23 protein-coding genes and 1 riboswitch are annotated in these 24242 nt (G+C 59.1%); of the genes, 16 read left to right on the top strand and 7 right to left on the bottom strand.

Annotated elements, in window-relative coordinates:
* The first annotated feature begins 45 nt into the window (after window positions 1–45).
* The 3 genes from E0L16_RS04520 to E0L16_RS04530 are packed head-to-tail and all read left to right on the top strand — an operon-like array spanning window position 46 to window position 4306.
* Window positions 46–2493, top strand: a complete 2448-nt coding sequence (locus tag E0L16_RS04520; protein ID WP_207388500.1) for a fimbria/pilus outer membrane usher protein — start codon at window positions 46–48, stop codon at window positions 2491–2493.
* 9 nt (window positions 2494–2502) lie between these two features.
* A complete protein-coding gene (locus E0L16_RS04525) occupies window positions 2503–3264 on the top strand; it encodes a fimbrial biogenesis chaperone (RefSeq protein ID WP_112792137.1) in 762 nt (253 codons plus the stop codon).
* Window positions 3248–4306 (top strand): type 1 fimbrial protein, encoded by a 1059-nt coding sequence (locus E0L16_RS04530; protein ID WP_131636410.1) that lies wholly within the window; start codon window positions 3248–3250, stop codon window positions 4304–4306. The genes E0L16_RS04525 and E0L16_RS04530 overlap by 17 nt, the downstream gene beginning before the upstream one ends.
* A gap of 44 nt (window positions 4307–4350) precedes the next feature.
* On the opposite strand, the gene ribB is transcribed toward E0L16_RS04530, so the two are convergent.
* The gene (ribB, locus tag E0L16_RS04535) at window positions 4351–5004 is read right to left on the bottom strand and encodes a 3,4-dihydroxy-2-butanone-4-phosphate synthase (RefSeq protein ID WP_063451142.1); all 654 of its coding nucleotides are present in this window, start codon (window positions 5002–5004) and stop codon (window positions 4351–4353) included.
* Between the two features lie 105 nt (window positions 5005–5109).
* A riboswitch (FMN riboswitch) is annotated at window positions 5110–5260 on the bottom strand.
* A 120-nt stretch (window positions 5261–5380) separates the two neighbouring features.
* Between ribB and ubiK the strand changes: the two genes are divergently transcribed.
* Complete coding sequence (ubiK, locus tag E0L16_RS04540; RefSeq protein WP_063451141.1) at window positions 5381–5677, top strand: ubiquinone biosynthesis accessory factor UbiK; 297 nt, start codon at window positions 5381–5383, stop codon at window positions 5675–5677.
* A 116-nt stretch (window positions 5678–5793) separates the two neighbouring features.
* Here the strand turns inward: ubiK and hldE are convergent, their stop codons facing one another.
* Genes hldE through E0L16_RS04555 form a run of 3 tightly spaced genes read right to left on the bottom strand, consistent with a single transcriptional unit; the run spans window position 5794 to window position 11443 of the window.
* Entirely contained in the window at window positions 5794–7224 is a 1431-nt protein-coding gene (hldE, locus tag E0L16_RS04545; protein WP_063867704.1) for a bifunctional D-glycero-beta-D-manno-heptose-7-phosphate kinase/D-glycero-beta-D-manno-heptose 1-phosphate adenylyltransferase HldE, read from the bottom strand.
* Between the two features lie 40 nt (window positions 7225–7264).
* Window positions 7265–10120, bottom strand: coding sequence for a bifunctional [glutamate--ammonia ligase]-adenylyl-L-tyrosine phosphorylase/[glutamate--ammonia-ligase] adenylyltransferase (gene glnE / locus E0L16_RS04550; RefSeq protein WP_131636411.1), 2856 nt, complete (start codon window positions 10118–10120; stop codon window positions 7265–7267).
* A 21-nt stretch (window positions 10121–10141) separates the two neighbouring features.
* On the bottom strand, window positions 10142–11443 hold the full coding sequence (locus E0L16_RS04555; RefSeq protein WP_131636412.1) for a CYTH domain-containing protein: 1302 nt from the start codon (window positions 11441–11443) through the stop codon (window positions 10142–10144).
* A 237-nt stretch (window positions 11444–11680) separates the two neighbouring features.
* Between E0L16_RS04555 and E0L16_RS04560 the strand changes: the two genes are divergently transcribed.
* Together E0L16_RS04560 and E0L16_RS04565 are read left to right on the top strand one after the other, a co-directional pair.
* Window positions 11681–12301, top strand: a complete 621-nt coding sequence (locus tag E0L16_RS04560) for a TIGR04211 family SH3 domain-containing protein (RefSeq protein ID WP_001303390.1) — start codon at window positions 11681–11683, stop codon at window positions 12299–12301.
* Between the two features lie 61 nt (window positions 12302–12362).
* The gene (locus tag E0L16_RS04565; protein ID WP_063867698.1) at window positions 12363–13604 is read left to right on the top strand and encodes a multifunctional CCA addition/repair protein; all 1242 of its coding nucleotides are present in this window, start codon (window positions 12363–12365) and stop codon (window positions 13602–13604) included.
* 13 nt (window positions 13605–13617) lie between these two features.
* On the opposite strand, the gene bacA is transcribed toward E0L16_RS04565, so the two are convergent.
* Both bacA and folB read right to left on the bottom strand, forming a co-directional pair.
* A complete protein-coding gene (gene bacA, locus E0L16_RS04570) occupies window positions 13618–14439 on the bottom strand; it encodes an undecaprenyl-diphosphate phosphatase (protein WP_063867696.1) in 822 nt (273 codons plus the stop codon).
* A 106-nt stretch (window positions 14440–14545) separates the two neighbouring features.
* Window positions 14546–14914: a bifunctional dihydroneopterin aldolase/7,8-dihydroneopterin epimerase gene (gene folB / locus E0L16_RS04575; RefSeq protein ID WP_063451134.1), complete on the bottom strand. Its 369-nt coding sequence runs from the start codon at window positions 14912–14914 to the stop codon at window positions 14546–14548.
* A gap of 107 nt (window positions 14915–15021) precedes the next feature.
* Here folB and plsY point away from each other — a divergent pair, with 107 nt between their 5' ends.
* The 10 genes from plsY (at window position 15022) to ureG (ending at window position 22929) form a co-directional block, all read left to right on the top strand.
* The gene (gene plsY, locus E0L16_RS04580) at window positions 15022–15636 is read left to right on the top strand and encodes a glycerol-3-phosphate 1-O-acyltransferase PlsY (protein ID WP_022649440.1); all 615 of its coding nucleotides are present in this window, start codon (window positions 15022–15024) and stop codon (window positions 15634–15636) included.
* A 92-nt stretch (window positions 15637–15728) separates the two neighbouring features.
* Window positions 15729–17195: an MFS transporter gene (locus tag E0L16_RS04585; protein ID WP_063451133.1), complete on the top strand. Its 1467-nt coding sequence runs from the start codon at window positions 15729–15731 to the stop codon at window positions 17193–17195.
* Between the two features lie 248 nt (window positions 17196–17443).
* A complete protein-coding gene (locus E0L16_RS04590) occupies window positions 17444–18271 on the top strand; it encodes an urease accessory protein UreD (RefSeq protein WP_131636413.1) in 828 nt (275 codons plus the stop codon).
* Between the two features lie 10 nt (window positions 18272–18281).
* Window positions 18282–18584 carry an urease subunit gamma gene (locus tag E0L16_RS04595; RefSeq protein WP_063438602.1) on the top strand — a complete coding sequence of 101 codons (303 nt, stop codon included), beginning with the start codon at window positions 18282–18284 and terminating at the stop codon, window positions 18582–18584.
* A gap of 10 nt (window positions 18585–18594) precedes the next feature.
* Entirely contained in the window at window positions 18595–18909 is a 315-nt protein-coding gene (locus E0L16_RS04600; protein ID WP_063451131.1) for an urease subunit beta, read from the top strand.
* Window positions 18902–20605, top strand: a complete 1704-nt coding sequence (gene ureC, locus E0L16_RS04605; RefSeq protein ID WP_131636414.1) for an urease subunit alpha — start codon at window positions 18902–18904, stop codon at window positions 20603–20605. The genes E0L16_RS04600 and ureC overlap by 8 nt, the downstream gene beginning before the upstream one ends.
* 9 nt (window positions 20606–20614) lie before the next feature.
* Window positions 20615–21079, top strand: a complete 465-nt coding sequence (gene ureE, locus E0L16_RS04610) for an urease accessory protein UreE (RefSeq protein ID WP_063867688.1) — start codon at window positions 20615–20617, stop codon at window positions 21077–21079.
* A gap of 9 nt (window positions 21080–21088) precedes the next feature.
* Complete coding sequence (locus E0L16_RS04615; RefSeq protein WP_107533847.1) at window positions 21089–21628, top strand: HupE/UreJ family protein; 540 nt, start codon at window positions 21089–21091, stop codon at window positions 21626–21628.
* Window positions 21628–22302 (top strand): urease accessory protein UreF, encoded by a 675-nt coding sequence (locus tag E0L16_RS04620; RefSeq protein ID WP_107533848.1) that lies wholly within the window; start codon window positions 21628–21630, stop codon window positions 22300–22302. Before E0L16_RS04615 ends, E0L16_RS04620 begins: the two co-directional genes overlap by 1 nt.
* A 9-nt stretch (window positions 22303–22311) precedes the next feature.
* Window positions 22312–22929: an urease accessory protein UreG gene (ureG, locus tag E0L16_RS04625; RefSeq protein ID WP_063867682.1), complete on the top strand. Its 618-nt coding sequence runs from the start codon at window positions 22312–22314 to the stop codon at window positions 22927–22929.
* A gap of 84 nt (window positions 22930–23013) precedes the next feature.
* Here the strand turns inward: ureG and tsaD are convergent, their stop codons facing one another.
* Window positions 23014–24027 carry a tRNA (adenosine(37)-N6)-threonylcarbamoyltransferase complex transferase subunit TsaD gene (gene tsaD, locus E0L16_RS04630; RefSeq protein WP_063451126.1) on the bottom strand — a complete coding sequence of 338 codons (1014 nt, stop codon included), beginning with the start codon at window positions 24025–24027 and terminating at the stop codon, window positions 23014–23016.
* Between the last annotated feature and the right edge of the window lie 215 nt (window positions 24028–24242).

Here is a 24242-nt window from a genome sequence, read left to right on the forward strand (position 1 = left end):
CATTTTATGCCAGTCGGCACGAAATATTATTCTTCGAGTAACAGGATGATGACATATAAATTACAATGGTTACTCATCATTACGTCCCTATTAATGACGAAAGTCGCCTCTGCCACCGAATTCAACATTAATGCCATCGATAAAGATCAGCGCGGCGGCGTTGATTTGTCGCTTTTTAAAGATCAAATATCCGTTATCCCGGGGCGTTATTTCGTCACGGTTTCAATTAATGATATTCCGCTGGCCAACGGCTGGCAGCTAAGCTGGCGGGAAATAAACGATACGGTTCAGGTCTGTATCCCTCCCGAGCTGGCCGATACGTTTGCGTTGCAGGATAACGTTCGTCAGGCGTTACCGGAAAAAGAGGGATGCGTTGACTTCACCGCCAGGCCAGACATCAAATTCAACTTTGAGCAGGCCAGCCAGACGCTGAAAGTGACGATCCCTCAGGCGTGGTTGCAGTATCGCGCAGCCGACTGGATGCCCCCGGCCACCTGGGATAACGGCGTACCGGGCGTGCTGCTGGATTACAATCTTTTCGCCAGCCATTATCAGCCCGATAGCGGCAGCAGCAATGACAACGCCAACACCTACGGCACTGCCGGTGCGAACATGGGGGCGTGGCGGCTGCGCAGTGATTTCCAGTACACGCAAAGCCATACCGAAGCGGGCTCGGAGCACGACGGCCGTTTTTCTCGCGTCTATATGTTCCGCCCCCTGCCCTCGCTCGGCGCAAAGCTGACGCTCGGGGAAACGGATTTCCAGTCCGCGATTTTCGACGCCTTCACCTACACCGGCGCCTCGCTGATCAGCGACGAGCGCATGCTGCCGTGGTCGTTGCGCGGCTATGCTCCGCAAATTACCGGCATTGCCCAGACCAACGCCACGGTGACCGTTAGCCTTGCCGACCGCGTAATTTACCAGAGTAAAGTGCCGCCTGGCCCCTTTGTTATTCAGGATCTAAACCAGTCGGTTCAGGGTACGCTGGACGTTAAGGTGACGGAAGAGGACGGACGCGTAAGCACTTTCCAGGTTTCTGCCGAATCCGTCCCCTTCTTAACGCGCAAGGACCAGCTACGCTACAAGCTCGCGGCCGGGAAGGCGCGCAAGGACGCCTCTCACGATGTTGAAGATAACGGCTTCATGAGCGGCGAGTTTTCCTGGGGCGTACTGTCACAAACTTCCCTGTACGGCGGCACGCTGGCTGATGGCGACCATTATCGCTCCGTTGCCGCCGGGATAGGCCAGAACATGGCGTACCTCGGCGCGCTCTCGTTTGACGTTACGCAGTCCACCAGCCAGCTACCCGGCCAAAGCAGCCAGACAGGCTACAGCTACCGCGTTAACTACAGTAAGCGTTTCGATACGACCGGCAGCCAGCTCACGCTTGCCAGCTATCGCTACTCGGACCCGCAGTTTTTGAGCTACGCCCGTTATCTTGACTATGAAGACAGTGACCACCAGACCGAAAAACAGACGCTCAGCGTCACGGCAAGCCAGTATATTTCGGCACTATCGCTGAATCTGTATGTGAACATGCTGCGCCAGACCTGGTGGAACGACGCGCCCTCCACAACGGGCAGCGTCACGGCGGGCTACAACTTTGACGTGGGCCGCTGGAAAAACCTGGGCGTGAGCGTGTCCTGGAGTAAAACGCATTACGAAGATGAAGACGAGAACGACGACACCCAGTTTTACCTCTCGCTCAGCGTACCGCTCGATCCTGACCATCGCCTGAACTATGACCTGCGCAACAGCGACACGCTCAGCCATAACGTGTCGTGGTATGACACCTCGGACCGCAATAACACCTGGGGCGTTTCCGCAGGTGCGGAAAGTGAAAAGCCGGACGCCGGCGCGCAGGTCAGCGGAAATTATCAGCATTATTCGACTTTTGGCGATCTGAACCTTTCCGGCAGCTATAAGGCCGATGAATACACATCCCTCAGCGCAAGCTGGAACGGATCGTTCACCTCAACGGCGAAAGGTGCCGCCCTGCATCGACGCAGCTACGGCAATGAGCCGCGCGTGATGGTAAGCACCGACGGCGTGGGCAGTATCCCGCTGAACATGTCGCGGGATGAGACCAACCGCTTTGGCATTGGCGTTTTGCCGTCATTCTCCAGCTATACGCCCTCCAGCGTGCAGGTCAATATGAACAATCTCCCGGATGGCGTGGATGTGGACAACCGCGTCGTCACCTCCACCTGGACCGAAGGCGCCATTGGATACCGTCAGATTGCCACGCGGGCGGGTAAGGACATCGCGGGCATTTTACGAACGCCGTCAGGCACGCCGCCGCTGGGGGCGATCGTTCGACTTAAGGAGAGCGATTTGCAGGTTGGGATGGTCGCCGATGAAGGCCACGTCTGGCTGGGCGCGGTTGAGCCAGAACAACAGTTTCGGGTGACGTGGGGCGACAGTCAGCAGTGTCGCTTCTCGCTACCTTCTCACTTAGAAAACAGTATGCAGCTGATACTGCCTTGTCAGTAAGAAATCATGATGAAATTAACCCCGCTTAAAAGCCTGTGTCTGATGCTCTTCAGCGCAGCATTTACGACTCACGCCGCCATTAACCTGGACCGCACGCGCATTGTCTTTCCCGAAAGCGATAAGGCCAGCAGCCTGAAAGTGGACAACCAGAGTAAGGCGCTGCCTTACCTGGCGCTTTCCTGGATTGAAGATGAAAAAGGGCGCAAAGAAGACGCGCACTTTATGGCGCTTCCGCCCATTCAGCGCATTGAGGCGGGCTCCTCATCCCAGGTGAGAATTGTGAAACAAGCCGCGACCGGTCAGCTGCCTAAAGACCGGGAGTCCCTGTTTTACTTCAACCTGCGCGAAGTGCCGCCTAAAAGCAGCAGCGCAAGCGAGGAGCGCAGCGTGATGCAGGTGGCGATGCAGAGCCGAATCAAACTGTTCTGGCGTCCAAAGGCGATCGCCAAAAAACCGGGGGAGATGACGGAAATGCGGATGGAAATTACCGCCAGCGCGAAAGGCCTGACGGTGCATAACCCGACGCCCTACTACATTACGCTGGCGTGGCTGAGCAAAAACGCCAAAACCATGCTGCCGGGCTTTGACAGCCTGATGATTGCGCCTTTTGCCACGGAAACCACCTCCACCGGGGATTATCACGGCAGCTATTACAGCATCGGGTATATCGACGATTACGGCGCGCTCAGGAAAGTGGATGCGCAATGCGCGGGAACGGCTTACTGCAAGCTCACCGAACGGAAGGTCAGCCCTGATGCGAAAGCTCATTAACCTCATGCTGCTTCTGCTGGCGTTTTTACCGCTGAAAGAGGCGCTGGCGCTTAACTGCTATCTGGGCGGCTCGGGCGGGCCCGTCGAGGAGACAAAAACGATCTCGCCTTTTGCTATCCCCAGCAACGCGCAGGTTGGGCAAAAAATCTGGGAATCGAACGACATTAAAATTCCGGTGACGTGCGATCACAACGTCACCAGCGGGTTTGAGCCAGAAGATGTGTATGCCTGGGTCAACCCGTACCCCTCCGCAACCGATCCTTACTATGAGCTCGGCGTCACGTATGAAGGAATGGATTACGATGCGACAGGCCAGTCCAACGGCGTTGATACGCATCAGTGCCTGGATAACAACAACATCACGATCTACACCCCTTCACAGATACGCCAGATGGGCTGGGAAAACCGCATCTGCTCCGGTAACCCGGACGATATCCACACCTCGCGCACGTTTATCGCCCGCCTGCGTCTGTTCGTCAAAATCAAGGCCGTCCCGCCCCACGGCTACGTCAGCTCGCTGAGCGATTACATCGTGGTGCAGTTTGACGGCAAGGGCGGGGTGAACCAGATGGTTGACGCGAAGAACCTTAAGTACCACATCAACGGTCTGCAAAACATTACGGTACTGGACTGCGGGGCAACCTTCAGCATTTTCCCGGAAAACCAGGAAATTGATTTCGGCACCTTTAGCGCCCGCGACATTGTGAACCAGCAAACGCGCAAGCGGACCTTTTCGGTCAGGACCACGAAGGTTCAGGACGCCCAGTGCTCCGACGGTTTTAAGATGGATTCGTCGTTTTACACTACCGACACGCTCACCGCGGACGATACCGCGCTGCTGATTGGCAACGGCTTAAAGCTGCGTATTCTGAACGGGACGGAGCCCTATACGTTTAACCAGTATAAAGAGTATGCGGATTTTACGGGCAGCACGTTGCAGTATGAGCAAAACTACACCGCAGAGCTGTCACCGGTGGAGGGAAAAGCGATCCGGTCCGGGCCGTTTGAAACCGTGGTACTGTTCAAAATTAACTACCACTAGCAACAAAAAAGCCGGGTTTCCCCGGCTTTTTCACGTCAGCGCGTTCAGCTGGCCTTACGCTCGTGCGCCTGGCGGTACTCCACCAGATCGTCAATCGTCACCACCGGCATGTTGTGCAGACGGGCAAAGGTGATGCACTCCGGCGCGCGCGCCATGGTGCCGTCATCGTTGGTCAGCTCGCACAGGACGCCCGCAGGCTTGAAACCAGCCAGCGTCACCAGATCGATGGTCGCTTCGGTATGACCACCACGGGTCAGCACGCCGCCCGGCTGCGCACGCAGCGGGAAGACGTGGCCAGGACGGTGCAGATCGGAAGGTTTCGCGCCATCGGCAATGGCTGCACGGACGGTAGTCAGGCGGTCAGCCGCCGACACGCCAGTGGTTACGCCATGCGCCGCTTCAATGGTCACGGTAAAACCGGTCCCGAAGGCGCTGGTGTTGTTTTCAACCATCATCGGCAGCTCAAGCTGCTGGCGGCGGTCTTCGGTAATACACAGACATACGATGCCGCTGCCGTGACGAATGGTCAGCGCCATCTGCTCAACGGTCATGTTTTCGGCGGCAAAAATCATGTCGCCTTCGTTTTCACGATTTTCGTTGTCCAGCACCATCACGCCGCGGCCTTCGCGCAGTGCGTCCAGTGCATGTTCAACACGTTGAGTTGAAGTGCCAAAAGAGGAAAGTAGCGTCTGATTCATGGTAAAAAAACCTCATTAACTTTATGGTTACCAGAATCAGGGCAGTCTTAGGAGCGCCGTACAAGCGGCAAAAAAATAACGTGAGCGGGCCTCGCCCGACTTGATCGTTACTCTCTCCCATCCGGACTCTAACCGTCGGCCCCGGAATTACACCGGATCTGCTGACCTTTGAGAATTCACCCAAAGCGCTCGCGGGCTTTCAGCGCTAAGCTGATTTACCGCCGGTGGGGAATTTCGCCCCGCCCTGAGAATAAGCGAGATAACTATAACGCTATTGATTACCCTGGGCAATGCATAAGCTTCAAACAATTTTGTTTAACCCGCGGCATGACGCGCTACAATAGGCACTAACACCTTTTCATCAAGGGAAACGACAATGATTGACCCAAAGAAAATTGAGCAGATCGCGCGTCAGGTTCATGAGTCCATGCCGAAAGGCATTCGTGAGTTTGGTGATGACGTTGAGAAGAAAATCCGCCAGACGTTGCAGGCACAGTTGGTTCGCCTTGATTTAGTCAGCCGCGAAGAGTTTGACGTGCAGACTCAGGTTCTGCTGCGCACCCGCGAGAAGCTGGCGCTGCTGGAACAGCGTCTGAGCGATCTGGAAAACCGTAATGCGCCGGAAGAAGTGAAGCCGGCTCCGGCCATTCCGCCGGTGGATGACCAGGAGTAAGTGCGGCCTGTTGTGCCCGGTGGCGGCTCTGCCTTACCGGGCCTGGATGATCGCGTAGGTCGGGTAAGGCGCAGCCGCCACCCGACATAAAAAAACGGGCCAACTGGCCCGTTTTTTTACTGACTGTCTTTCTGGATCTTCCTGATGATGTTGGTGGTTGAGCACCCGTCCTCAAAGTTGAGCACCATCACTTCACCGCCATTCGCCCAGACCTCTTCGCTACCCGCAATTTGCTCTGGCTTGTAATCGCCGCCCTTCACCAGCAGGTCAGGCAGGATCCCGGCAATCAGGCGCTGCGGGGTATCTTCTTCAAACGACACCACCCAGTCCACCGCTTCCAGCGCGCCGAGCACGATCATGCGCTGCTCCAGCGGGTTCACCGGGCGCGTTTCGCCTTTCAGACGTTTGGTCGACGCATCGCTGTTGACCGCCACAATCAGGCGATCGCCCAGCTTGCGCGCGTTCGCCAGATACGAAACATGACCTGCGTGCAGGATGTCGAACACGCCGTTAGTCATCACCACTTTTTCACCGCGTTTACGCGCGGCGGCAACGGCCACCTTCAGCTCGTCTTCGGTCATGACGCCAAAGCCGGTATCCGCACGCCCGCGCACCGCGTTTTCCAGCTCGATTGGCGAAACGGTGGAGGTCCCGAGTTTACCGACGACCACGCCCGCCGCGGCGTTCGCGAAGTAGCACGCCTCTTCCAGGGAGTTACCCGCCGCCAGCGTCGCCGCCAGCACGCCAATCACCGTATCACCGGCACCGGTCACGTCGTAAACTTCCTGCGCCTGGGTTGGCATATGCAGCGGTGCCTTGCCCGGTTGCAGCAGCGTCATCCCCTGTTCGGAACGGGTGACCAGCAGCGCAGACAGCTCGAAATCAGCGATGATTTTCATGCCGCGCTCAACCAGCTCTTCTTCCGTTTTGCACTTGCCCGCCACCGCTTCGAACTCAGAAAGGTTTGGCGTTAGCAGGGTTGCGCCGCGATAGCGCTCAAAATCGGTGCCTTTCGGGTCGATCAGCACCGGTACGCTGGCTTTACGCGCCAGCTGGATCATGGTCTGCACGCTCGCCAGCGCACCTTTGGCATAATCCGACAGCACCAGCGCGCCGATATTGCCCAGCGCCTGGCTGATGCGCTCGTGCAGCGGCTCAGGATCAACGCCTTCGAACCCTTCTTCAAAATCGAGGCGGATCAGCTGCTGGTTACGCGACAGCACGCGCAGCTTGGTGATGGTTGGGTGTGTCGGAACAGAAACGAAGTCGCACTTCACGTTCACGTCCGCCAGCGACTGACTCAGCGCACGCGCCGCATCGTCAATGCCGGTCAGGCCCACCAGACGCGAATGCGCGCCCAGCGAGGCGATGTTCATCGCCACGTTTGCCGCGCCGCCTGGACGCTCTTCAATGGTGTCGACCTTAACCACCGGCACCGGCGCTTCCGGAGAGATACGGCTGGTCGGCCCATACCAGTAGCGATCCAGCATCACATCACCGACAACCATAACTCCAGCACGTTCAAACTCTGGCAGTGTTACTTTCATTCCTGACTCCAGAAAGATTCACAATTTGCGCGCGATAATATCACACTTGTTTTGATACGCACGGTTCCACCAGCCACTTCTGCCAGCTTGTGGTCACCTGCGCGCGTTCATCGGTGAAACAGTCCAGCGCCACATGGCCCGGCTGTTCTTGCAACGCCAGGTGGTGCAGCTCATCACGCAGCGTGGTGTAGGCGCGGGTTAAGGCCTGCGCCTCCTGCCCGTCCATGATGTCGTTCTGTGCCAGCAGTTCCAGAATGCGCACGTTATCGGACCAGCGGGTCAGCTTCGGCTTGTCGTGCGCGTGCAGCAGCACCAGATACTGGGTGATGAACTCAATATCGGTAATTCCGCCCTCGTCGGCTTTGATATCAAAGCGATCCCGATGTTTGTTGCCCAAATGCGCGCGCATTTTCTCACGCATTTCGCGCACTTCTGTTTGCAGGGTGCTGCCCTCACGCGGGGTCGTCATGACTGACTTGCGGATCGCATCGAACTGCGTTTTGAGCTGCGGATCGCCGTACACCACGCGGGCGCGCACCAGCGCCTGATGTTCCCACGTCCAGGCTTCGTTCTTCTGATAGTCAGCAAAAGCGTCCGTCGAGGTGACCAGCATGCCTGCCGCGCCGGACGGGCGCAGACGCGCGTCCACCTCGTACAGAATGCCCGACGAAGTGCGGGTGCTGAACAGGTGCATGATGCGCTGGGCCAGGCGCAGGTAGAACTGCCGCCCGTCGATTTCACGTTCGCCGTCGGTCATCACGTCAACCGGGCAGTCGTGCAGGAAAATCAGATCCAGATCGGAGCTGTAGCCGAGCTCCCAGCCGCCCAGCTTGCCGTAACCCACCACCGCAAAACCACGGCCTTCGCGGTCGGCAAGGTGCGTCGGCTGGCCGTAGCGGGCCACCATCTGCACCCACGCCTGGTGGACTACCGCGTCGATGATCGCCTCCGCCAGCCAGGTTAAGTGATCGCTCACTTTCATTACCGGCAGCGTACCGGCGATATCCGCCGCCGCCACGCGCAGCATCTGCGCCTGCTTAAACTGACGCAGCGCCTCAAGCTGCTGCTCTTCGTCCTCTTCCGGCACGCGCAGCAGATACTGGCGCAGCTCGTCGCGGTAGGCGTCCGTCGCCGTCGGCTGATAGAGCGTATTCGGATCGAGCAGTTCGTCCAGCAGCAACGGATAACGCGCCAGCTTGTTGGCGACCATCGGCGAGGCGGCGCAGAGGGAAATCAGGTGCTTCAGCGCGCCGGGAAACTCGCTCAGCAGTTCCAGGTAGGTGGTACGCGTGACGATCCCGCTCAGCAGCGGCATCATGCGCGACAGCGGCACCGGCGCATCCTCGCGGGAGCAGACGTCGCTCAGCAGATGCGGCATCAGATGATCCAGCACCTGCCGACCGCGCGGGCCAATGGCGCGCTTGTTCAGCTCAAGGCGGAAATCGGCAATCAACGCCACCACGCGATGGCGGGCGTCGTCGCTTAAGTGCGCCAGCACCGGCGTGGTGTCATCTTCCTGGAGCGCGTCCTGCCACAGTTCGCGCCAGTGCTCGGAGAGCGCATCGTCCTGCGATTCACTTTCGTCGTCACCAATCAGATCGTTAAAGATGCGGCGCACGCCTGCCATATGGGCTTCCAGCCGTGCCGTCAGCGCCGCCCAGTCATCCACCCGCATGCCCCAGGCCAGACGCGCCCGGTTCAGCTCGTCGCCGGGCAGCGTCTGGGTCTGTTCGTCGTTAATGCTTTGCAGCAGATTTTCCAGACGACGCAGGAAGAGATAGGCCTCCCGCAGCGTTTGCGCGTCGCCTTCCGGCAGAAGATGCAGCCGATCGATTGCGCTCAGCGTCGGCAGCAGCGAGCGGGACTGCAACGAGGGCTCACGCCCGCCGCGAATCAGCTGGAAGACCTGCACGATAAATTCGATTTCACGTATACCGCCCGCGCCGAGCTTGATGTTGTCCTTCAGGCCGCGCCGGCGCACCTCGCGGGCGATCATCCCTTTCATATTGCGCAGGGACTGGATCACGCTGAAGTCGATGTAGCGGCGGAAAACGAACGGGCGCAGCATGGCGCGCAGCTCGTTGGCGTAGGCGTCTTCGCCGTCGCCCATGATTCGCGCTTTGACCATCGCGTAACGCTCCCAGTCGCGTCCCTGCTCCTGGTAATAATCCTCAAGCGCAGCAAAGCTCAGTACCAGCGGACCGCTGTCGCCAAACGGACGCAGGCGCATGTCCACGCGGTAGACAAAACCGTCCTGCGTGGGCTGATCCAGCGCCTTAATCAGCCGCTGGCCCAGGCGGGTAAAGAACTGGGCGTTATCCAGCTCGCGACGACCGCCGCGCGTGGAGCCGTTCTCCGGCCAGGCAAAAATCAGGTCAATGTCCGAGGAGAAGTTCAGCTCGCAGCCGCCCAGCTTGCCCATCCCCAGAATCAACAGCGGCTGCGGAACCCCGTCTTCGCTGCACGGCGTGCCCCACTCCTTACAGCAGGCGGCGTAGAGCCAGTCCCGCGCGGCAACAATCAGCGTCTGCGCCAGCTCGCTCAGCTGCTGCAAGATGCTCTCTTCGCTCACCAACGCCAGCGCCTGCGCCCAGGCAATGCGTACCATCACCCGGCGGCGGAACTGGCGCAGAACGCGCATCAGCGTGGCTTCATCCGCTACCCCTTCCAGCGCGGTTTGCAGCCAGCCAGCATAATGCCGCCACTCGTCAGCCTGCGGCGGCGCGCTTTCCAGCTCTGCCAGCCAGTCCGGGTTGACGCTGATGCTCTCCTGCACAAAATCACTGAACGTGAGCACGCTTTTCGCCTGCTCGCTTAACGATGACGCGGGTAACGACTCTGGCAGACGTTCGCAAACGGTCTGCCAGTGCTGCTGTAACTGCGAAGAAAGCGGCATATCAGGGGTTCCTTGCCAGAATTAACGTTTTCCGCTGTGCAGCCAGTACGGATCCTGCGAAATGGCCTCGTTGCGGAAATGCTCGATCTCAATCTGCTGACGGGTCTCGATGGCATGCTGAAGCCCCTGCCAGTTCTCCAGCCAGGCCTGCGCCTTCACGCCCTCATACGCACCGGACAGCAGCAACATGCAGTCGATGTTACGCGCCAGACGGGGAAGCTGGTCGCCATACTGGTCGCCCAGCGGATGCGCAAAGGTGGTTCTCAGCTCGGCGGCGTGACGGGAAAGATGGATATCCGCGAAGCGTTTGAAGTTCTCCGCGATTTTGGTCTGGCCTTTCGCATCCAGGAAGGTGCGCCAGCCGCGGATCACGAGAAACTCGGTCAGCGCCAGTTTCGCGCTGGCGTTTTGCGGGCTGTAGATTGCCGTTTGCGCCGACACGTCGGAAAGCATCAGCGTTTCGGTTTGGGTGAGCAAATCACGTAAGTGAGCGCTCGCTTTACGCGGGACGATACCGCCGAACAGCGCCAGGGTATGACGCACCAGCCCCATGGCAGCAAGCACCTGTTTTTTGGCGTTTTTCACGTTACGCGCCCACAGTTCTTCGTGGTACTGCCACTGAGAGAGCGCCAGCTCCAGCGCCGCCTCCATGCCCTGCTCAACGCTGGCTTTCGGCACTACGCGCAGAATCGGGGTTTCCCGCAGCACGCGCGGCGCATTCCCGGCGGCCAGGTGATAGCCGCGCGCCGCTTTACTCAGGCTGCCCTGACGCAGGCCTGGCTGGTTCACCAGCTTGCGGGCCAGCTTCAGCACATCGCTCGCCTCGCCTTCAAGCAGTTCAAGTTCCAGCTCGCAGATCGGCTCCTGCTCTTCACCCGCCTTAATCTCACCCCGATCAAACGCGATTTCAATGCGGCTCTTGCCTTCCGTCACCAGCCATTTCTCGCGCCAGAAATCGGTGCTGAACAGCGGTTTTGCCTCTGCCGACAGCGTTGCGGGCAGCGTCCCTTCAGGCCAGACTTCCGCCGGAAAACGATCCAGCTCAAGTTCTGGCTTACTGATGTCGATATTGTATTCCGGACGCTGGTGCAAACCGCCGACCACGCGACCGGCGATTTTCATCGTCATCTCGTAACGCCCGTTCGCCCCGCGGATGCGCAGGCCCATATCGTGTTTGCGCAGCCAGTTGTCCGGCGTTTCGTAATAGATGTTGAGCAGCTGTACGGGTTCATGGTGCTCGCCGGACAGCGTGTTCAGATGCTGGCGGAGCGCGTCAGCGCTGTCTTTTTCGACGATAAACTTTAATTCAATCTCTTGTGCCATAGCCTTGTACTTTTGCGTGCGTCACAGACGCGTCGATGAAGGCGAACTTCCTCGCCATTTGTTTGTCAGTACATAGTATTTTGCGCCAAATTGCCACGCAATGAGCAATTTGACGGGCGTAAAAGTTTAAAGCGGTGGAAATCATGACACAGATGATTCCGATTGATGATGAATCCTTTGCGTAGCGACACTGATACCACTACTATCGTTCCACTTTTTATGAAAATAACGACTGATATGCTTAAATTACGCCTGATTGGACTTACTTTACTCGCTTTTAGCGCCGCAACGGCGGTCCACGCTGAAGAGAAACGTTACGTTTCTGATGAACTGAACACCTGGGTACGCAGCGGCCCTGGAGACAATTATCGCCTCGTGGGTACGGTAAATGCCGGCGAGGAAGTGACTCTGCTGCAAACTAACGCAGACACCAATTATGGTCAGGTTCGTGACAGCTCCGGCCGCACCTCGTGGATCCCACTGAAAGAGCTGAGCACGGTGCCAAGCCTGCGCACCCGCGTGCCGGATCTGGAAAATCAGGTGAAAACCCTGACCGATAAGCTGAACAACATTGACGGCACCTGGAACCAGCGCACCGCAGAGATGCAGCAGAAAGTCGCGCAAAGCGACAGCGTGATCGCCGGTCTGAAAGACGAAAACCAGAAGCTGAAAAACGAGCTGATCGTCGCGCAGAAGAAAGTGAACGCCGCTAATCTTCAGCTGGATGATAAACAGCGTACCATCATCATGCAGTGGTTTATGTATGGCGGCGGCGTGCTGGGCGTCGGCCTGGTGCTGGGCCTGGTGCTTCCTCACCTCATCCCAAGCCGCAAACGTAAAGACCGCTGGATGAACTAACTCGTCTTCTCTGCCACACTTACGTATCATCTTGCGAAAAGAGAAAACGGGAGTGTAAGGCGTGAAGAGTTATCTGGTCGGTGGTGCGGTACGTGATGCGTTGTTAGGTCTGCCGGTCAAAGATAAAGACTGGGTCGTGGTTGGCGCCACGCCTGAAGCGATGATTGACGCGGGCTACCAGCAGGTAGGCCGCGATTTTCCCGTGTTCCTCCATCCGCAAAGCCGGGAAGAGTACGCCCTGGCGCGTACCGAACGGAAATCCGGTTCCGGTTATACCGGCTTCACCTGTTACGCCGCACCGGATGTGACGCTGGAGCAGGATCTGCTTCGCCGCGATCTCACCATTAACGCCCTGGCTCAGGACGAAAAAGGCCATATCATCGACGCCTACGGCGGGCAGAACGATCTGCGCGACCGTCTTTTACGTCATATTTCCCCCGCCTTTTCTGAAGATCCGCTTCGCGTGCTGCGCGTGGCGCGTTTTGCCGCCCGTTATGCCCATCTCAGCTTCCGTATCGCCGACGAGACGATGGCGCTGATGACGGCCATGACCGAGGCGGGCGAGCTGGAACACCTGACGCCAGAACGCGTCTGGAAAGAGACCGAAAACGCCCTGACCACCCGCAACCCGCAGGTCTTTTTCCAGGTTCTGCGCGACTGCGGGGCGCTGAAGGTGCTGTTCCCGGAAATAGACGCGCTGTTTGGCGTGCCCGCCCCGGCGAAATGGCACCCGGAAATTGATACCGGCATTCACACCCTGATGACGCTGAGCATGGCTGCCATGCTCAGCCCTGAGGTGGACGTGCGTTTCTCTACCCTGTGTCACGATCTCGGTAAAGGATTAACGCCTAAAGCGCTCTGGCCGCGTCATCACGGACATGGCCCGGCAGGGGTGAAGCTGGTTGACGGGCTGTGCCAGCGCCTGCGCGTGCCGAATGACATTCGCGACCTGGCAAAGCTGGTCGCTGAATTTCACGACCTGATCCACACTTTCCCGATCCTCAAACCCGCCACTATCGTTAAGCTGTTCGACAATATCGACGCCTGGCGCAAGCCGCAGCGCGTGGAGCAGATTGCGCTGACCAGCGAAGCGGACGTGCGCGGCCGCACCGGGTTTGAAGCATCCGATTACCCGCAGGGGCGTTTGCTGCGCGAAGCGTGGGAAGTCGCAAAAGCGGTGCCAACGAAAGAGGTGGTGGAGGCTGGGTTTAAAGGCCCGGCGATCCGCGAAGAGCTGACGAAACGGCGGATTGATGCGGTAGCGGCGTGGAAGGAAAAACGTTGCCCTCAGCCGAAAGACTGAGGGCGGTTGGTCATCAGAAGAAGACCACGTACACGGCAGCCGCGACGATAAAGCGGTAGATCGCGAACGGAATAAACGAGATACGCTTAATCAGTTGCAGGAAGGTTTTGATGGCAATCAGCGCCACGATAAAGGCGGTGATAAAGCCTACGGCGAACATCGGAATGTCGCCCACGGTCAGGAAGCCGATGCTTTTGTAGAGGTCCAGCGCGGTGGCGCCCATCATCATCGGCACCGCCAGCAGGAATGAGAATTCAGAGGCGGCGTAACGGCTCACGCCCATCAGCATCCCGCCGGAAATGGTTGCTCCTGAACGGGAGAAGCCAGGCCACAGCGCCAGACACTGGAAGCAGCCAATGATAAACGCCTGGCGATAGGTCATATCGTCCAGACCTTCCGCACGCGGGGTTTTTGGCTTCAGCACTTCTGCGGCAATCAGCAGGAAGCCGCCGACGACCAGCGCGTACATCACGTTAATCGGGTTAAAGAGCGATTTAATGGTGTCGTGGAACACCAGCCCCAGCACCACTGCCGGGATCATCCCGAGCAGGATATGAATCAGCGTCAGGCGCCCTTTGCCCTCTCCTTCACGCTGCGGCAAACGCCCGAAATGGATGCCGATCAGACCAAACAGACGACGCCAGAACATCACGACCACCGCCAGGATAGAGCCCAGCTGAATCACCACCTCAAACGTCTTTGCGGTATCGCCTTCAAAGCCCAACAGATGGCCAACGATAATCATATGGCCCGTACTGGACACCGGCAAAAATTCCGTCAATCCTTCGACCACACCCAGTATTGCCGCCACCAGCAGCGAGTGCATATCGCTCATCTATAAACCCCTAAAAAGATATAAAAAAACGGTGTCCCACGCGGACAACCGTGAAAGATACAGCGTTAAGACCGATATAACCTAAAATGGTTTAGCAATTATGACGTTAAATCTTTCCTTTCAGATTTGTGCCACGCTCGATGATGACGCCCACGTTGGCGGCGCGCGCCACCGCGCCCGGCTTGCTCAGCTTGATGCGCACCCACGGGGAGTTAAACTTGCTCAGCAGCAGTTCCGCTACCTCTTCCGCCACGCGTTCCACCAGCGCAAAACGTTGTCCTTCCACGTGGCCGATGACCGCTTCACTGATGTCGGCGTAGCTCAGACAGTCATTCACATCGTCGCTTTTTGCTGACTTGCGGTTATCCCAGCCCATTTCGATATCGAACACCAGTTTCTGCTCGATGGTCTGTTCCCAGTCGTAAACACCAATTGTGGTGATTACCGAAAGTTGCTCTATAAATACAATATCCATCACGACCTGCCTGCTTTTTGGCTAAACCGGATACCACTTCCGGCGAATTATGCGTATTATCCACAGATGCTGAGAATACAGATACATTTTCAAAACGGAACAGCGTTATGAGTGCAATCGCGCCTGGAATGATCATCCTCGCCTACCTTTGCGGCTCAATCTCCAGCGCCATTCTGGTCTGCCGCATCGCGGGGTTACCCGACCCACGCGAAAGTGGTTCCGGGAATCCGGGGGCGACCAATGTACTACGAATTGGCGGCAAGGGAGCAGCCGTAGCGGTTTTGATTTTTGATGTCCTGAAAGGAATGCTTCCCGTCTGGGGTGCGTATGCGCTGGGCGTCACGCCATTCTGGCTGGGGCTGATTGCCATCGCCGCCTGCGTCGGCCATATCTGGCCCGTTTTCTTTGGTTTTAAAGGCGGCAAAGGCGTTGCCACCGCGTTTGGTGCGATTGCGCCTATCGGCTGGGATCTCACCGGCGTGATGGCGGGCACCTGGCTGCTGACCATCCTGCTGAGCGGCTATTCGTCGCTGGGCGCCATCGTCAGCGCGCTGATCGCTCCGTTCTATGTCTGGTGGTTCAAACCGCAGTTTACCTTCCCGGTGTCGATGCTCTCGTGCCTGATCCTGCTGCGTCATCATGACAACATTCAGCGCCTGTGGCGTCGTCAGGAAACCAAGATCTGGACGAAGCTCAAGCGTAAAAAGAAAGACGCTCAGTAAACCGTTCGTTATGCCTTATAACCAAATGTGATTTTTGTCACCTTCTGCCTGTGGTAACTGTTAGGTACACAACACCACTACACAAAAAGAAAATGGCAGAAATCACAGACACAACTCCCCTTCCAACGGCAGGAAACACCCCGGATGGCGACATCAGGTGGGTACGCAGCGCCTCGGACGTTTCACGTCTCGTTAACGACGGCTCTCAGGGCCGGGCAAATGCCCGCATCGTGGTCGGTATCGCGCTCGGGGGAATTTTCCTCGATGCCTACGATCTGGGTGCACTGGCTTTTGGTATCAAAGACATCACCCGCGAATTTAACCTGACGCCCGCCGGTACCGGCATGGTGGCCTCGGCGATTACCTTTGGCGCCATTGTCGGGGCGCTGCTCGGCGGTTACCTCACGGATAAAATCGGGCGCTACCGCGTCTTTATGGCCGACATGGTATTCTTTGTTGTCGCCGCTATCGCCTGCGCGCTGGCCCCGAATGAATATGTGCTGGCGGGCGCGCGCTTTGTGATGGGCCTTGGCGTCGGGATCGACCTTCCCGTCGCGATGGCGTTTCTCAGTGAATTTGCCAGGCTGAAAGGCCCGGGGAATAAGGCCTCCAGCGTCGCGATGTGGTGCCCTACCTGGTATGCGGCGATCAGCATCTCTTACCTTCTGGTTCTCTTTTTCTACGCCGTACTGCCGGAAAGCCACAGCGACTGGCTCTGGCGTCTGATACTGGGCTTTGGCGCGGTACCCGCGCTGGTGATTATCGCCATCCGCAGCCGCTACATGAGCGAATCCCCGGTCTGGGCGGCGAATCAGGGCAACCTGAAAGAGGCGGCGTCCATTTTACGGCAGTCGTACAACATTAATGCCCACGTGCCGCAGGATGCGCTCGACCAGCCCGCGCCGGTGGTCAATAAGGCTAAATGGTCGAACTACCTGAACCTGTTCCGTGGTATCTATCTGCGGCGCACCACGCTCGCCACGCTGCTGTCGGTTGTCTCCTCGTTCGCCTATAACGCCGTGGCCTTTGGTCTGCCGGTAATCATCTCCAGCTTCTTCGTGCAGTCGATGCTGACCACCATTCTGATCTCCCTCGCGCTTAATCTGCTTTTCGCGTTTGTCGGTGGGCTGCTGGCGGTGCGCTATGTTCCGCGCTTCGGCGCGTGGCGAATGTCACTGGCGGGTTACGCCTGCCAGCTTGTGGCGCTGCTCGGGCTGGGGCTGATTGGCCGCCCTGACGGAGCAACGGAAGGCGTGGTCGCCGTCGCGATGCTGGCGCTGTTTCTGTTTGGTCAGGGTTTTGGACCCGGCGCGCACACCATGACGTTTGCCTCTCTGAGCTATCCAACCTCCCTGCGCGGCGTGGGCGTCGGCTTAAACCAGACGCTGATGCGCAGCAGTTCCACGCTATCGCTGTTCCTGTTCCCGCTGCTGGTCGCCTCGCTGGATACCGCCGTGTTCTGGGTGATTGCGCTGGCGCCGTTTATCGGACTGGCGTCCCTGCTGGCGATCCGCTGGGAGCCGTCGGGGTATGATGTGGATGCAGAGGATTATCGCTAGCCTTTCTTGCCGGGTGGCGCTGCGCTTACCCGGCCTACATTACACCACCATATCAACAAATTGCGCATCCCCTTGTAGGCCGTGCAAGTGTAGCGCCGCCGGGCGAAACTTACAAAATGCACTTTAGCAACAGTCTGAAATCGGCTCGCATGAGCCGGTTTTTTTATCCATAAGCGACTCATATGACAGCCTTCATTTCCGCCAGGGCATACTGAAACGTATCCCGATAGTGCGGAAATGGAAGCACCATGTTAGCAACTCAGGTCACTGATAATGCATACAAAGGCTGGCAGGCCTCGCTGGCCCTCCAGTTTTGTTATACCCCTGAGAAAACCCTCCTCCGTTCCGCGCGTCACGTCGGGCCGCTCACCGTTCAGCGTCCGTTTTATCCCGAAGGGGAAACCTGCCACCTTTATCTGCTGCACCCACCAGGCGGGATTGTGGGCGGTGATACGCTGGATATTTCTGTGAGGCTCGACGCCAAAAGCCATGCCCTTATCACCATGCCCGGCGCCAGTAAGTTCTATCGCAGCAGCGGTCCGCAGGCCTCTCTCAATCAGCATTTTTATCTCGATGAAGATGCCACGCTGGAGTGGCTGCCGCAGGACACCATTATTTTCCCCGGTGCGCACGCCGCGCTGCGTTCCGTCTTTCACCTGCACGCCACCAGCACGCTGCTGGCGTGGGAGCTGTACTGCCTTGGCCGACCGGTGATAAACGAAACCTTCAGCCACGGCACGCTGGAAAGCCGCGTTGAGGTGTGGGTGGATGGCGAGCCGCGCCTGATTGAACGCCAGCATCTCAGCGAAGGCGATCTCGCGCCCGTCGCGGGCCATCCGTGGGTCGGCACGCTGCTGTTCTATCCGGCCCGGGAAGCACATCTCGACACGGTGCGCGAGCGGCTCACCCCGTCAGAAGACGTTGCCGGGGCAACGCTCACCGACGGCCTGCTGTCGGTGCGTTTTCTCTCCCACGACAACCTGATTTGCCAGCGGATGATGCGCGATATCTGGCAGTCGCTTCGCCCGCTGTTAACCCCCAAAACCGCCTGCTCGCCGCGTATCTGGCAGACATAAGAGAAACGCTATGGAACTGACCCCCAGAGAAAAAGACAAGCTGTTGCTGTTCACCGCCGCGCTGGTTGCCGAACGTCGCCTTGCGCGCGGAGTAAAGCTCAATTACCCGGAATCGGTCGCGCTGATCAGCGCCTTCATCATGGAAGGCGCACGCGACGGCGAAACCGTCGCCACGCTGATGGAGGCGGGCCGCCACGTCCTGACGCGCGATCAGGTGATGGAGGGCGTACCGGAGATGATCCCGGATATTCAGGTGGAAGCCACCTTCCCGGACGGATCCAAGCTCGTCACCGTCCACAACCCGATCGTGTAAGGAGCGCGTGATGATCCCAGGAGAATACCGGATCCAGTCCGGCAGCATTGCCCTTAACGTCGGGCGAGACACCCAAAGCGTGATTGTGGAAAACCACGGCGACAGGCCGATCCAGGTGGGATCGCACTATCACTTTTACGAGGTCAACCCGGCGCTGAAGTTTGACCGGGAAGCCACCAAAGGTTACCGACTGAACATTCCGGCGGGCACTGCCGTGCGCTTCGAGCCAGGCCAGAAGCGAGAAGTGACGCTGGTTCAGGTGACGGGCGCTCAGCGCATTTTTGGCTTTCGCGGCGAGGTCATGGGAGAGGTGAAACATGGCTGACATTTCACGCCAGGCGTATGCCGATATGTTTGGCCCCACTACCGGGGATAAAGTGCGGCTGGCGGACAGCGAGCTGTGGATCGAAGTGGAAGACGATCTCACGATCTACGGCGAAGAAGTTAAATTCGGCGGCGGGAAGGTGATCCGCGACGGCATGGGGCAAGGGCAGATGACCGCCGACGACTGCGTGGATCTGGTGCTCACCAACGCGCTGATCGTCGATCACTGGGGGATCGTCAAGGCCGATATCGGCGTGAAGAACGGGCGGATCTTCGCCGTCGGCAAAGCCGGAAATCCGGATATTCAGCCCGGCGTGACGATCCCGATCGGTGCCGCAACGGAAGTCATCGCCGCCGAAGGGAAGATCGTCACCGCCGGCGGGATCGACACCCACATTCACTGGATCTGTCCGCAGCAGGCGGAAGAGGCGCTGGTTTCCGGCGTCACCACCATGATCGGCGGCGGCACCGGCCCCGCGGCAGGCACCAACGCCACCACCTGCACGCCGGGGCCGTGGTATATCGCCCGCATGTTGCAGGCCGCCGATACGCTGCCGGTGAATATTGGCCTGCTGGGCAAAGGGAACGGATCAAACCCGGACGCCCTGCGCGAGCAGATCGCCGCCGGTGCCATCGGGCTTAAGATCCACGAGGACTGGGGCGCGACGCCCGCAGCGATCGACTGCTCGCTGGAGGTGGCTGAAGAGATGGACATTCAGGTGGCGCTGCACAGCGACACGCTGAACGAGTCCGGGTTTGTCGAAGACACGCTGGCGGCCATCGGCGGACGCACCATCCACACCTTCCATACCGAAGGCGCGGGCGGCGGCCACGCGCCGGATATCATCACCGCCTGCGCGCACCCGAATATTCTGCCCTCCTCCACTAACCCAACGCTGCCCTACACGGTTAACACCATCGACGAGCACCTCGACATGCTGATGGTTTGCCATCACCTTGACCCGGATATCGCCGAGGACGTGGCGTTTGCCGAATCCCGCATTCGCCGGGAGACCATCGCCGCTGAAGACGTGCTGCACGATATCGGCGCGTTCTCGCTCACCTCGTCAGATTCGCAGGCCATGGGCCGCGTGGGGGAAGTGATTATCCGCACCTGGCAGGTGGCGCACCGCATGAAGGTCCAGCGCGGCACGCTGCCGGAAGAGGTGGGCGATAACGACAACTTCCGCGTGAAGCGCTATGTCGCCAAATACACCATCAACCCGGCGCTGACCCACGGCATCGCCCATGAAGTGGGATCGATTGAGGCAGGCAAGCTGGCGGATCTGGTGGTCTGGTCCCCCGCCTTCTTTGGCGTAAAACCGGCCACCATCGTCAAAGGCGGGATGATCGCCTGCGCGCCGATGGGCGATATCAACGCCTCGATCCCCACGCCACAGCCGGTGCATTACCGCCCGATGTTTGGTGCCCTGGGCGCCGCACGCCACGCCACGCGGCTGACGTTTGTCTCGCAGGCTGCTCATGCCAGTGGCGTGCCGCAGCAGCTCAACCTGCAAAGCGCCACCGCGGTGGTGAAAGGCTGCCGGACGGTGAAAAAGGCCGACATGATCCACAACGATTTACAGCCCAATATCACCGTTGACGCGCAAACCTACGAGGTACGCGTCGACGGCGAACTGATTACCAGCGAACCGGCAGAGGTTTTGCCGATGGCGCAACGCTATTTCCTGTTCTGAGGAGTGAAGATGATTTACCTAACCCAACGCCTGGACCACGCGCACCCGATCACCGCCAGCGTCACGCTGCCGATTGACGTGCGGGTGAAAAGCCGCGCCCGCGTGGCGCTGAACGACGGTCGCGAAGCCGGGCTGATGCTGCCGCGCGGTTTGCTGCTGCGCGGCGGGGATCTGCTGACCACCGACGACGGCAGCGAGGTGATCGAAGTGATCGCCGCCCCGGAATCGGTTTCCGTGGTGCGCTGCACCGACCCGTTCCTGCTCGCCCGCGCCTGTTATCACCTGGGCAACCGTCACGTGCCGCTGCAAATTATGCCCGGCGAGCTGCGCTACCACCACGACCACGTCCTTGACGACATGCTGCGTCAGTTCGGGCTGGAGGTGACCTTCTCCAGCCTGCCGTTTGAACCGGAAGCGGGCGCTTACGCCAGCGATGCCCACGGCCATAGCCATTCTCACGCCCATTCACATTAAGGATCCATCATGCGTAAGTATTTACCCTTGTTATTGCTGGCCTTTTCCGTTCCGGCGCTTGCCCATCCGGGACACGGCACCGACAGCTTCCAGGCCGGCGTTCTCCATCCGCTTACCGGGCTCGATCACCTGCTGATGCTGACCGGCGCGGGCGTGCTCTCGGCGCTGAGCGGCCGCAAGCTCCTGCTGCCGTTTGCCACCCTCGGCATGATGCTTATTGGCGCGATTGCGGGCAGCCTGCTCGGCGGCTTTAGCGGCATGGAGATGCTGATTATCGCCTCGCTGGCGGTCTGCGGCGTGATGATGTTTAAGACCGAAAACCGCCTGCTGCTGGCGGTGCCTGCCCTGGCGATGTTCCACGGCTGGGCGCACGGCGTGGAGATGTCTGGCCACAGCTTCTGGCTGTTCACCAGCGGTTTTATGCTGGCCAGCGCGACGGTGCTGGGCGCCAGCTTCGCGGCGGGGCTGCTGCTGCGCCGCCACGACGGTCTGCGTAAAACCTTCGGCGGCGGGCTGATTGTCTCCGCCCTGCTGGCGCTGATGAGCTAATGGAGCACGCCCGCCAGTGGCTGCGCCTGATGCAGCTCTCCAGCAGTAGCCTGCCGGTCGGGTCGTTTACCTGGTCGCAGGGGCTGGAGTGGGCCGTCGAGGCCGGGTGGATCACCAGCGCCGACGCGTTCAGACGCTGGCAAATCCAGCAGATGGAGCAGAGCTTTTTCTGCGTCGACCTGCCGCTGTTCATCCGCCTGTACCGTGCCTGCGAGCAGCAGGACGTCGCGGCAGCAAAACGCTGGACGGCATACCTGCTCGCCTGTCGGGAAACGCGCGAACTGCGCGAGGAAGAACGCAACCGCGGCGCGGCCTTTACGCGGCTGGTTAAAAGCTGGGAACCCGCCTGCCCGACAGAGTGGCTGCCGCTGTTGATGCAGAGCCAGCTCGGCGGCATGGCGTGGCTCGGCGTGCGCTGGGGAATTGGCGCGCGCGAGCTGGCGCTGAGCCTCGGCTACAGCTGGATTGAGAGCGCGGTGATGGCGGGCGTCAAGCTGGTGCCGTTCGGGCAGCAGGCCGCACAGCAGCTGATTATCGACCTGAGCGACCATTTTGCCGCCGGGTTTGAACAGGCTTTTTCACGCAGCGACGACGCGCTGGGGGCCGCTACGCCGCTGTCCGCCATCGCCTCTGCGCGCCACGAAACCCAATATTCACGACTATTTCGTTCCTGAGGAGTCAACATGGCTGATTACAAACATCCCCTGCGCGTTGGCGTGGGCGGCCCGGTAGGCTCGGGCAAAACCGCCCTGCTGGAAGCGCTCTGCAAGGCGATGCGCGATACGTACCATCTGGCGGTGGTGACCAATGATATCTACACCAAAGAGGATCAGCGCATCCTGACCGAGGCGGGCGCGCTTGAGCCAGAGCGCATCGTCGGGGTAGAGACCGGCGGCTGCCCGCATACCGCCATCCGCGAGGATGCTTCAATGAACCTGGCGGCGGTAGAAGCGTTAAGCGAGAAGTTCGGCAATCTGGACCTGATCTTTGTGGAAAGCGGCGGCGACAACCTGAGCGCGACCTTCAGCCCGGAGCTGGCGGATCTGACCCTCTACGTGATCGACGTGGCCGAAGGGGAAAAAATTCCGCGCAAGGGCGGACCGGGGATCACCAAATCCGATTTCCTGGTGATCAACAAAACCGATCTTGCGCCCTACGTGGGGGCGTCGCTGGAGGTAATGGAGCGCGATACCAACCGCATGCGCGGCGAGCGCCCGTGGACGTTTACCAACCTGAAGGCGGGTGACGGTCTGGGGACGATTATTGCGTTTCTGGAAGAGAAAGGGATGCTGCGGGTGTAGTGCGGTTATTGCCCGGTGGCGCTGCGCTTACCGGGCCTACAAAACCGTAGGCCGGGCAAACGAAGTGCCGCCCGGCAAAAAAACTCACGCCTCCGGCAGTTCCGCCAGCGGCCAGCGCGGACGGACGGACACGCTCAGGTCAGCCGTGGCGCCGGCGTTCAGGCGCACCATCCCGGCGTAGGCGATCATCGCCCCGTTATCGGTACAGAATTCCGGACGCGCATAGAACACTTCCCCGCGACGCTTTTGCATCATTTCCGCAAGCTTCGCGCGCAGCGTACGGTTGGCGCTGACGCCGCCCGCCATCACCAGGCGCTTAAACCCGGTCTGATCCAGCGCGCGCTTGCACTTGATCATCAGCGTATCCACCACCGCGTCTTCAAACGCACGGGCGATGTCGGCGCGGGTCTGCTCGCTGTCGTCGTTATTGCGGATGGTGTTCGCCGCGAAGGTTTTCAGCCCGGAGAAGCTGAAATCCAGCCCCGGACGATCGGTCATCGGACGCGGGAAAACAAAGCGCCCTTCCGTTCCCTGCGACGCCATTTTAGAGAGCATCGGGCCGCCCGGGTAATCCAGGCCCAGCAGCTTGGCGGTTTTATCGAACGCTTCGCCGGCGGCGTCGTCGATCGACTCGCCCAGCAGCTCGTACTTGCCAATACCCGTTACGCTAATCAGCTGGGTATGCCCGCCGGAAACCAGCAGCGCCACGAACGGGAATTCGGGCGGATTGTCTTCCAGCATCGGTGCCAGAAGATGCCCTTCCATGTGGTGAACCGGAATGGCGGGAACGTCCCACGCGAAGGCCAGCGAACGACCTACCGTTGCGCCGACCAGCAGCGCACCGACCAGGCCCGGCCCTGCGGTATAGGCTACGGCATCAATATCTTTTGCACTCAACCCGGCCTCTTTCAGCGCCGCCTGAATCAGGGGAACCGTCTTACGCACGTGGTCACGAGAGGCCAGTTCAGGCACGACGCCGCCGTAGTCAGCGTGCAATTTCACCTGACTATACAGCTGGTTGGCCAGAAGCCCTTTTTCGTCGTCGTAAATGGCGATGCCGGTTTCATCGCAGGATGTTTCAATACCCAGTACACGCATGACTTGTTTTACCTCGTTTCAATACCGCGCAGTGTAGAGCCTGGGCGGATTGTTGTAAAACTTTGTTCGCCCCAGGAAGAAGGCTCGTGTATACTCCTCACCCTTATTAAAGTCCCTTTCAAAATCGCATCGGTGCTTTACAAAGCAGCAGCATTTGCAGTAAAATTCCGCACCATTTTGAAATAAGCTGGCGTTGATGCCAGCGGCAAACCGAA

The organism is Enterobacter quasihormaechei, assembly GCF_004331385.1.
In the GTDB taxonomy this organism is placed as follows: domain Bacteria; phylum Pseudomonadota; class Gammaproteobacteria; order Enterobacterales; family Enterobacteriaceae; genus Enterobacter; species Enterobacter quasihormaechei.

What these genes read in the sequence shown, in the direction of transcription:
- E0L16_RS04555 (WP_131636412.1), bottom strand. Translation starts at nt 11,443, where the DNA reads ATGGCACAAGAGATTGAATTAAAGTTTATCGTCGAAAAAGACAGCGCT.
- E0L16_RS04560 (WP_001303390.1), top strand. Translation starts at nt 11,681, where the DNA reads ATGCTTAAATTACGCCTGATTGGACTTACTTTACTCGCTTTTAGCGCC.
- E0L16_RS04620 (WP_107533848.1), top strand. Translation starts at nt 21,628, where the DNA reads ATGGAGCACGCCCGCCAGTGGCTGCGCCTGATGCAGCTCTCCAGCAGT.
- plsY (WP_022649440.1), top strand. Translation starts at nt 15,022, where the DNA reads ATGAGTGCAATCGCGCCTGGAATGATCATCCTCGCCTACCTTTGCGGC.
- folB (WP_063451134.1), bottom strand. Translation starts at nt 14,914, where the DNA reads ATGGATATTGTATTTATAGAGCAACTTTCGGTAATCACCACAATTGGT.
- hldE (WP_063867704.1), bottom strand. Translation starts at nt 7,224, where the DNA reads ATGAAAGTAACACTGCCAGAGTTTGAACGTGCTGGAGTTATGGTTGTC.
- ureC (WP_131636414.1), top strand. Translation starts at nt 18,902, where the DNA reads ATGGCTGACATTTCACGCCAGGCGTATGCCGATATGTTTGGCCCCACT.
- E0L16_RS04525 (WP_112792137.1), top strand. Translation starts at nt 2,503, where the DNA reads ATGAAATTAACCCCGCTTAAAAGCCTGTGTCTGATGCTCTTCAGCGCA.
- tsaD (WP_063451126.1), bottom strand. Translation starts at nt 24,027, where the DNA reads ATGCGTGTACTGGGTATTGAAACATCCTGCGATGAAACCGGCATCGCC.
- E0L16_RS04530 (WP_131636410.1), top strand. Translation starts at nt 3,248, where the DNA reads ATGCGAAAGCTCATTAACCTCATGCTGCTTCTGCTGGCGTTTTTACCG.
- ubiK (WP_063451141.1), top strand. Translation starts at nt 5,381, where the DNA reads ATGATTGACCCAAAGAAAATTGAGCAGATCGCGCGTCAGGTTCATGAG.
- ureE (WP_063867688.1), top strand. Translation starts at nt 20,615, where the DNA reads ATGATTTACCTAACCCAACGCCTGGACCACGCGCACCCGATCACCGCC.
- E0L16_RS04595 (WP_063438602.1), top strand. Translation starts at nt 18,282, where the DNA reads ATGGAACTGACCCCCAGAGAAAAAGACAAGCTGTTGCTGTTCACCGCC.
- E0L16_RS04585 (WP_063451133.1), top strand. Translation starts at nt 15,729, where the DNA reads ATGGCAGAAATCACAGACACAACTCCCCTTCCAACGGCAGGAAACACC.
- ribB (WP_063451142.1), bottom strand. Translation starts at nt 5,004, where the DNA reads ATGAATCAGACGCTACTTTCCTCTTTTGGCACTTCAACTCAACGTGTT.
- bacA (WP_063867696.1), bottom strand. Translation starts at nt 14,439, where the DNA reads ATGAGCGATATGCACTCGCTGCTGGTGGCGGCAATACTGGGTGTGGTC.
- E0L16_RS04615 (WP_107533847.1), top strand. Translation starts at nt 21,089, where the DNA reads ATGCGTAAGTATTTACCCTTGTTATTGCTGGCCTTTTCCGTTCCGGCG.
- E0L16_RS04520 (WP_207388500.1), top strand. Translation starts at nt 46, where the DNA reads ATGATGACATATAAATTACAATGGTTACTCATCATTACGTCCCTATTA.
- E0L16_RS04590 (WP_131636413.1), top strand. Translation starts at nt 17,444, where the DNA reads ATGTTAGCAACTCAGGTCACTGATAATGCATACAAAGGCTGGCAGGCC.
- glnE (WP_131636411.1), bottom strand. Translation starts at nt 10,120, where the DNA reads ATGCCGCTTTCTTCGCAGTTACAGCAGCACTGGCAGACCGTTTGCGAA.
- E0L16_RS04600 (WP_063451131.1), top strand. Translation starts at nt 18,595, where the DNA reads ATGATCCCAGGAGAATACCGGATCCAGTCCGGCAGCATTGCCCTTAAC.
- ureG (WP_063867682.1), top strand. Translation starts at nt 22,312, where the DNA reads ATGGCTGATTACAAACATCCCCTGCGCGTTGGCGTGGGCGGCCCGGTA.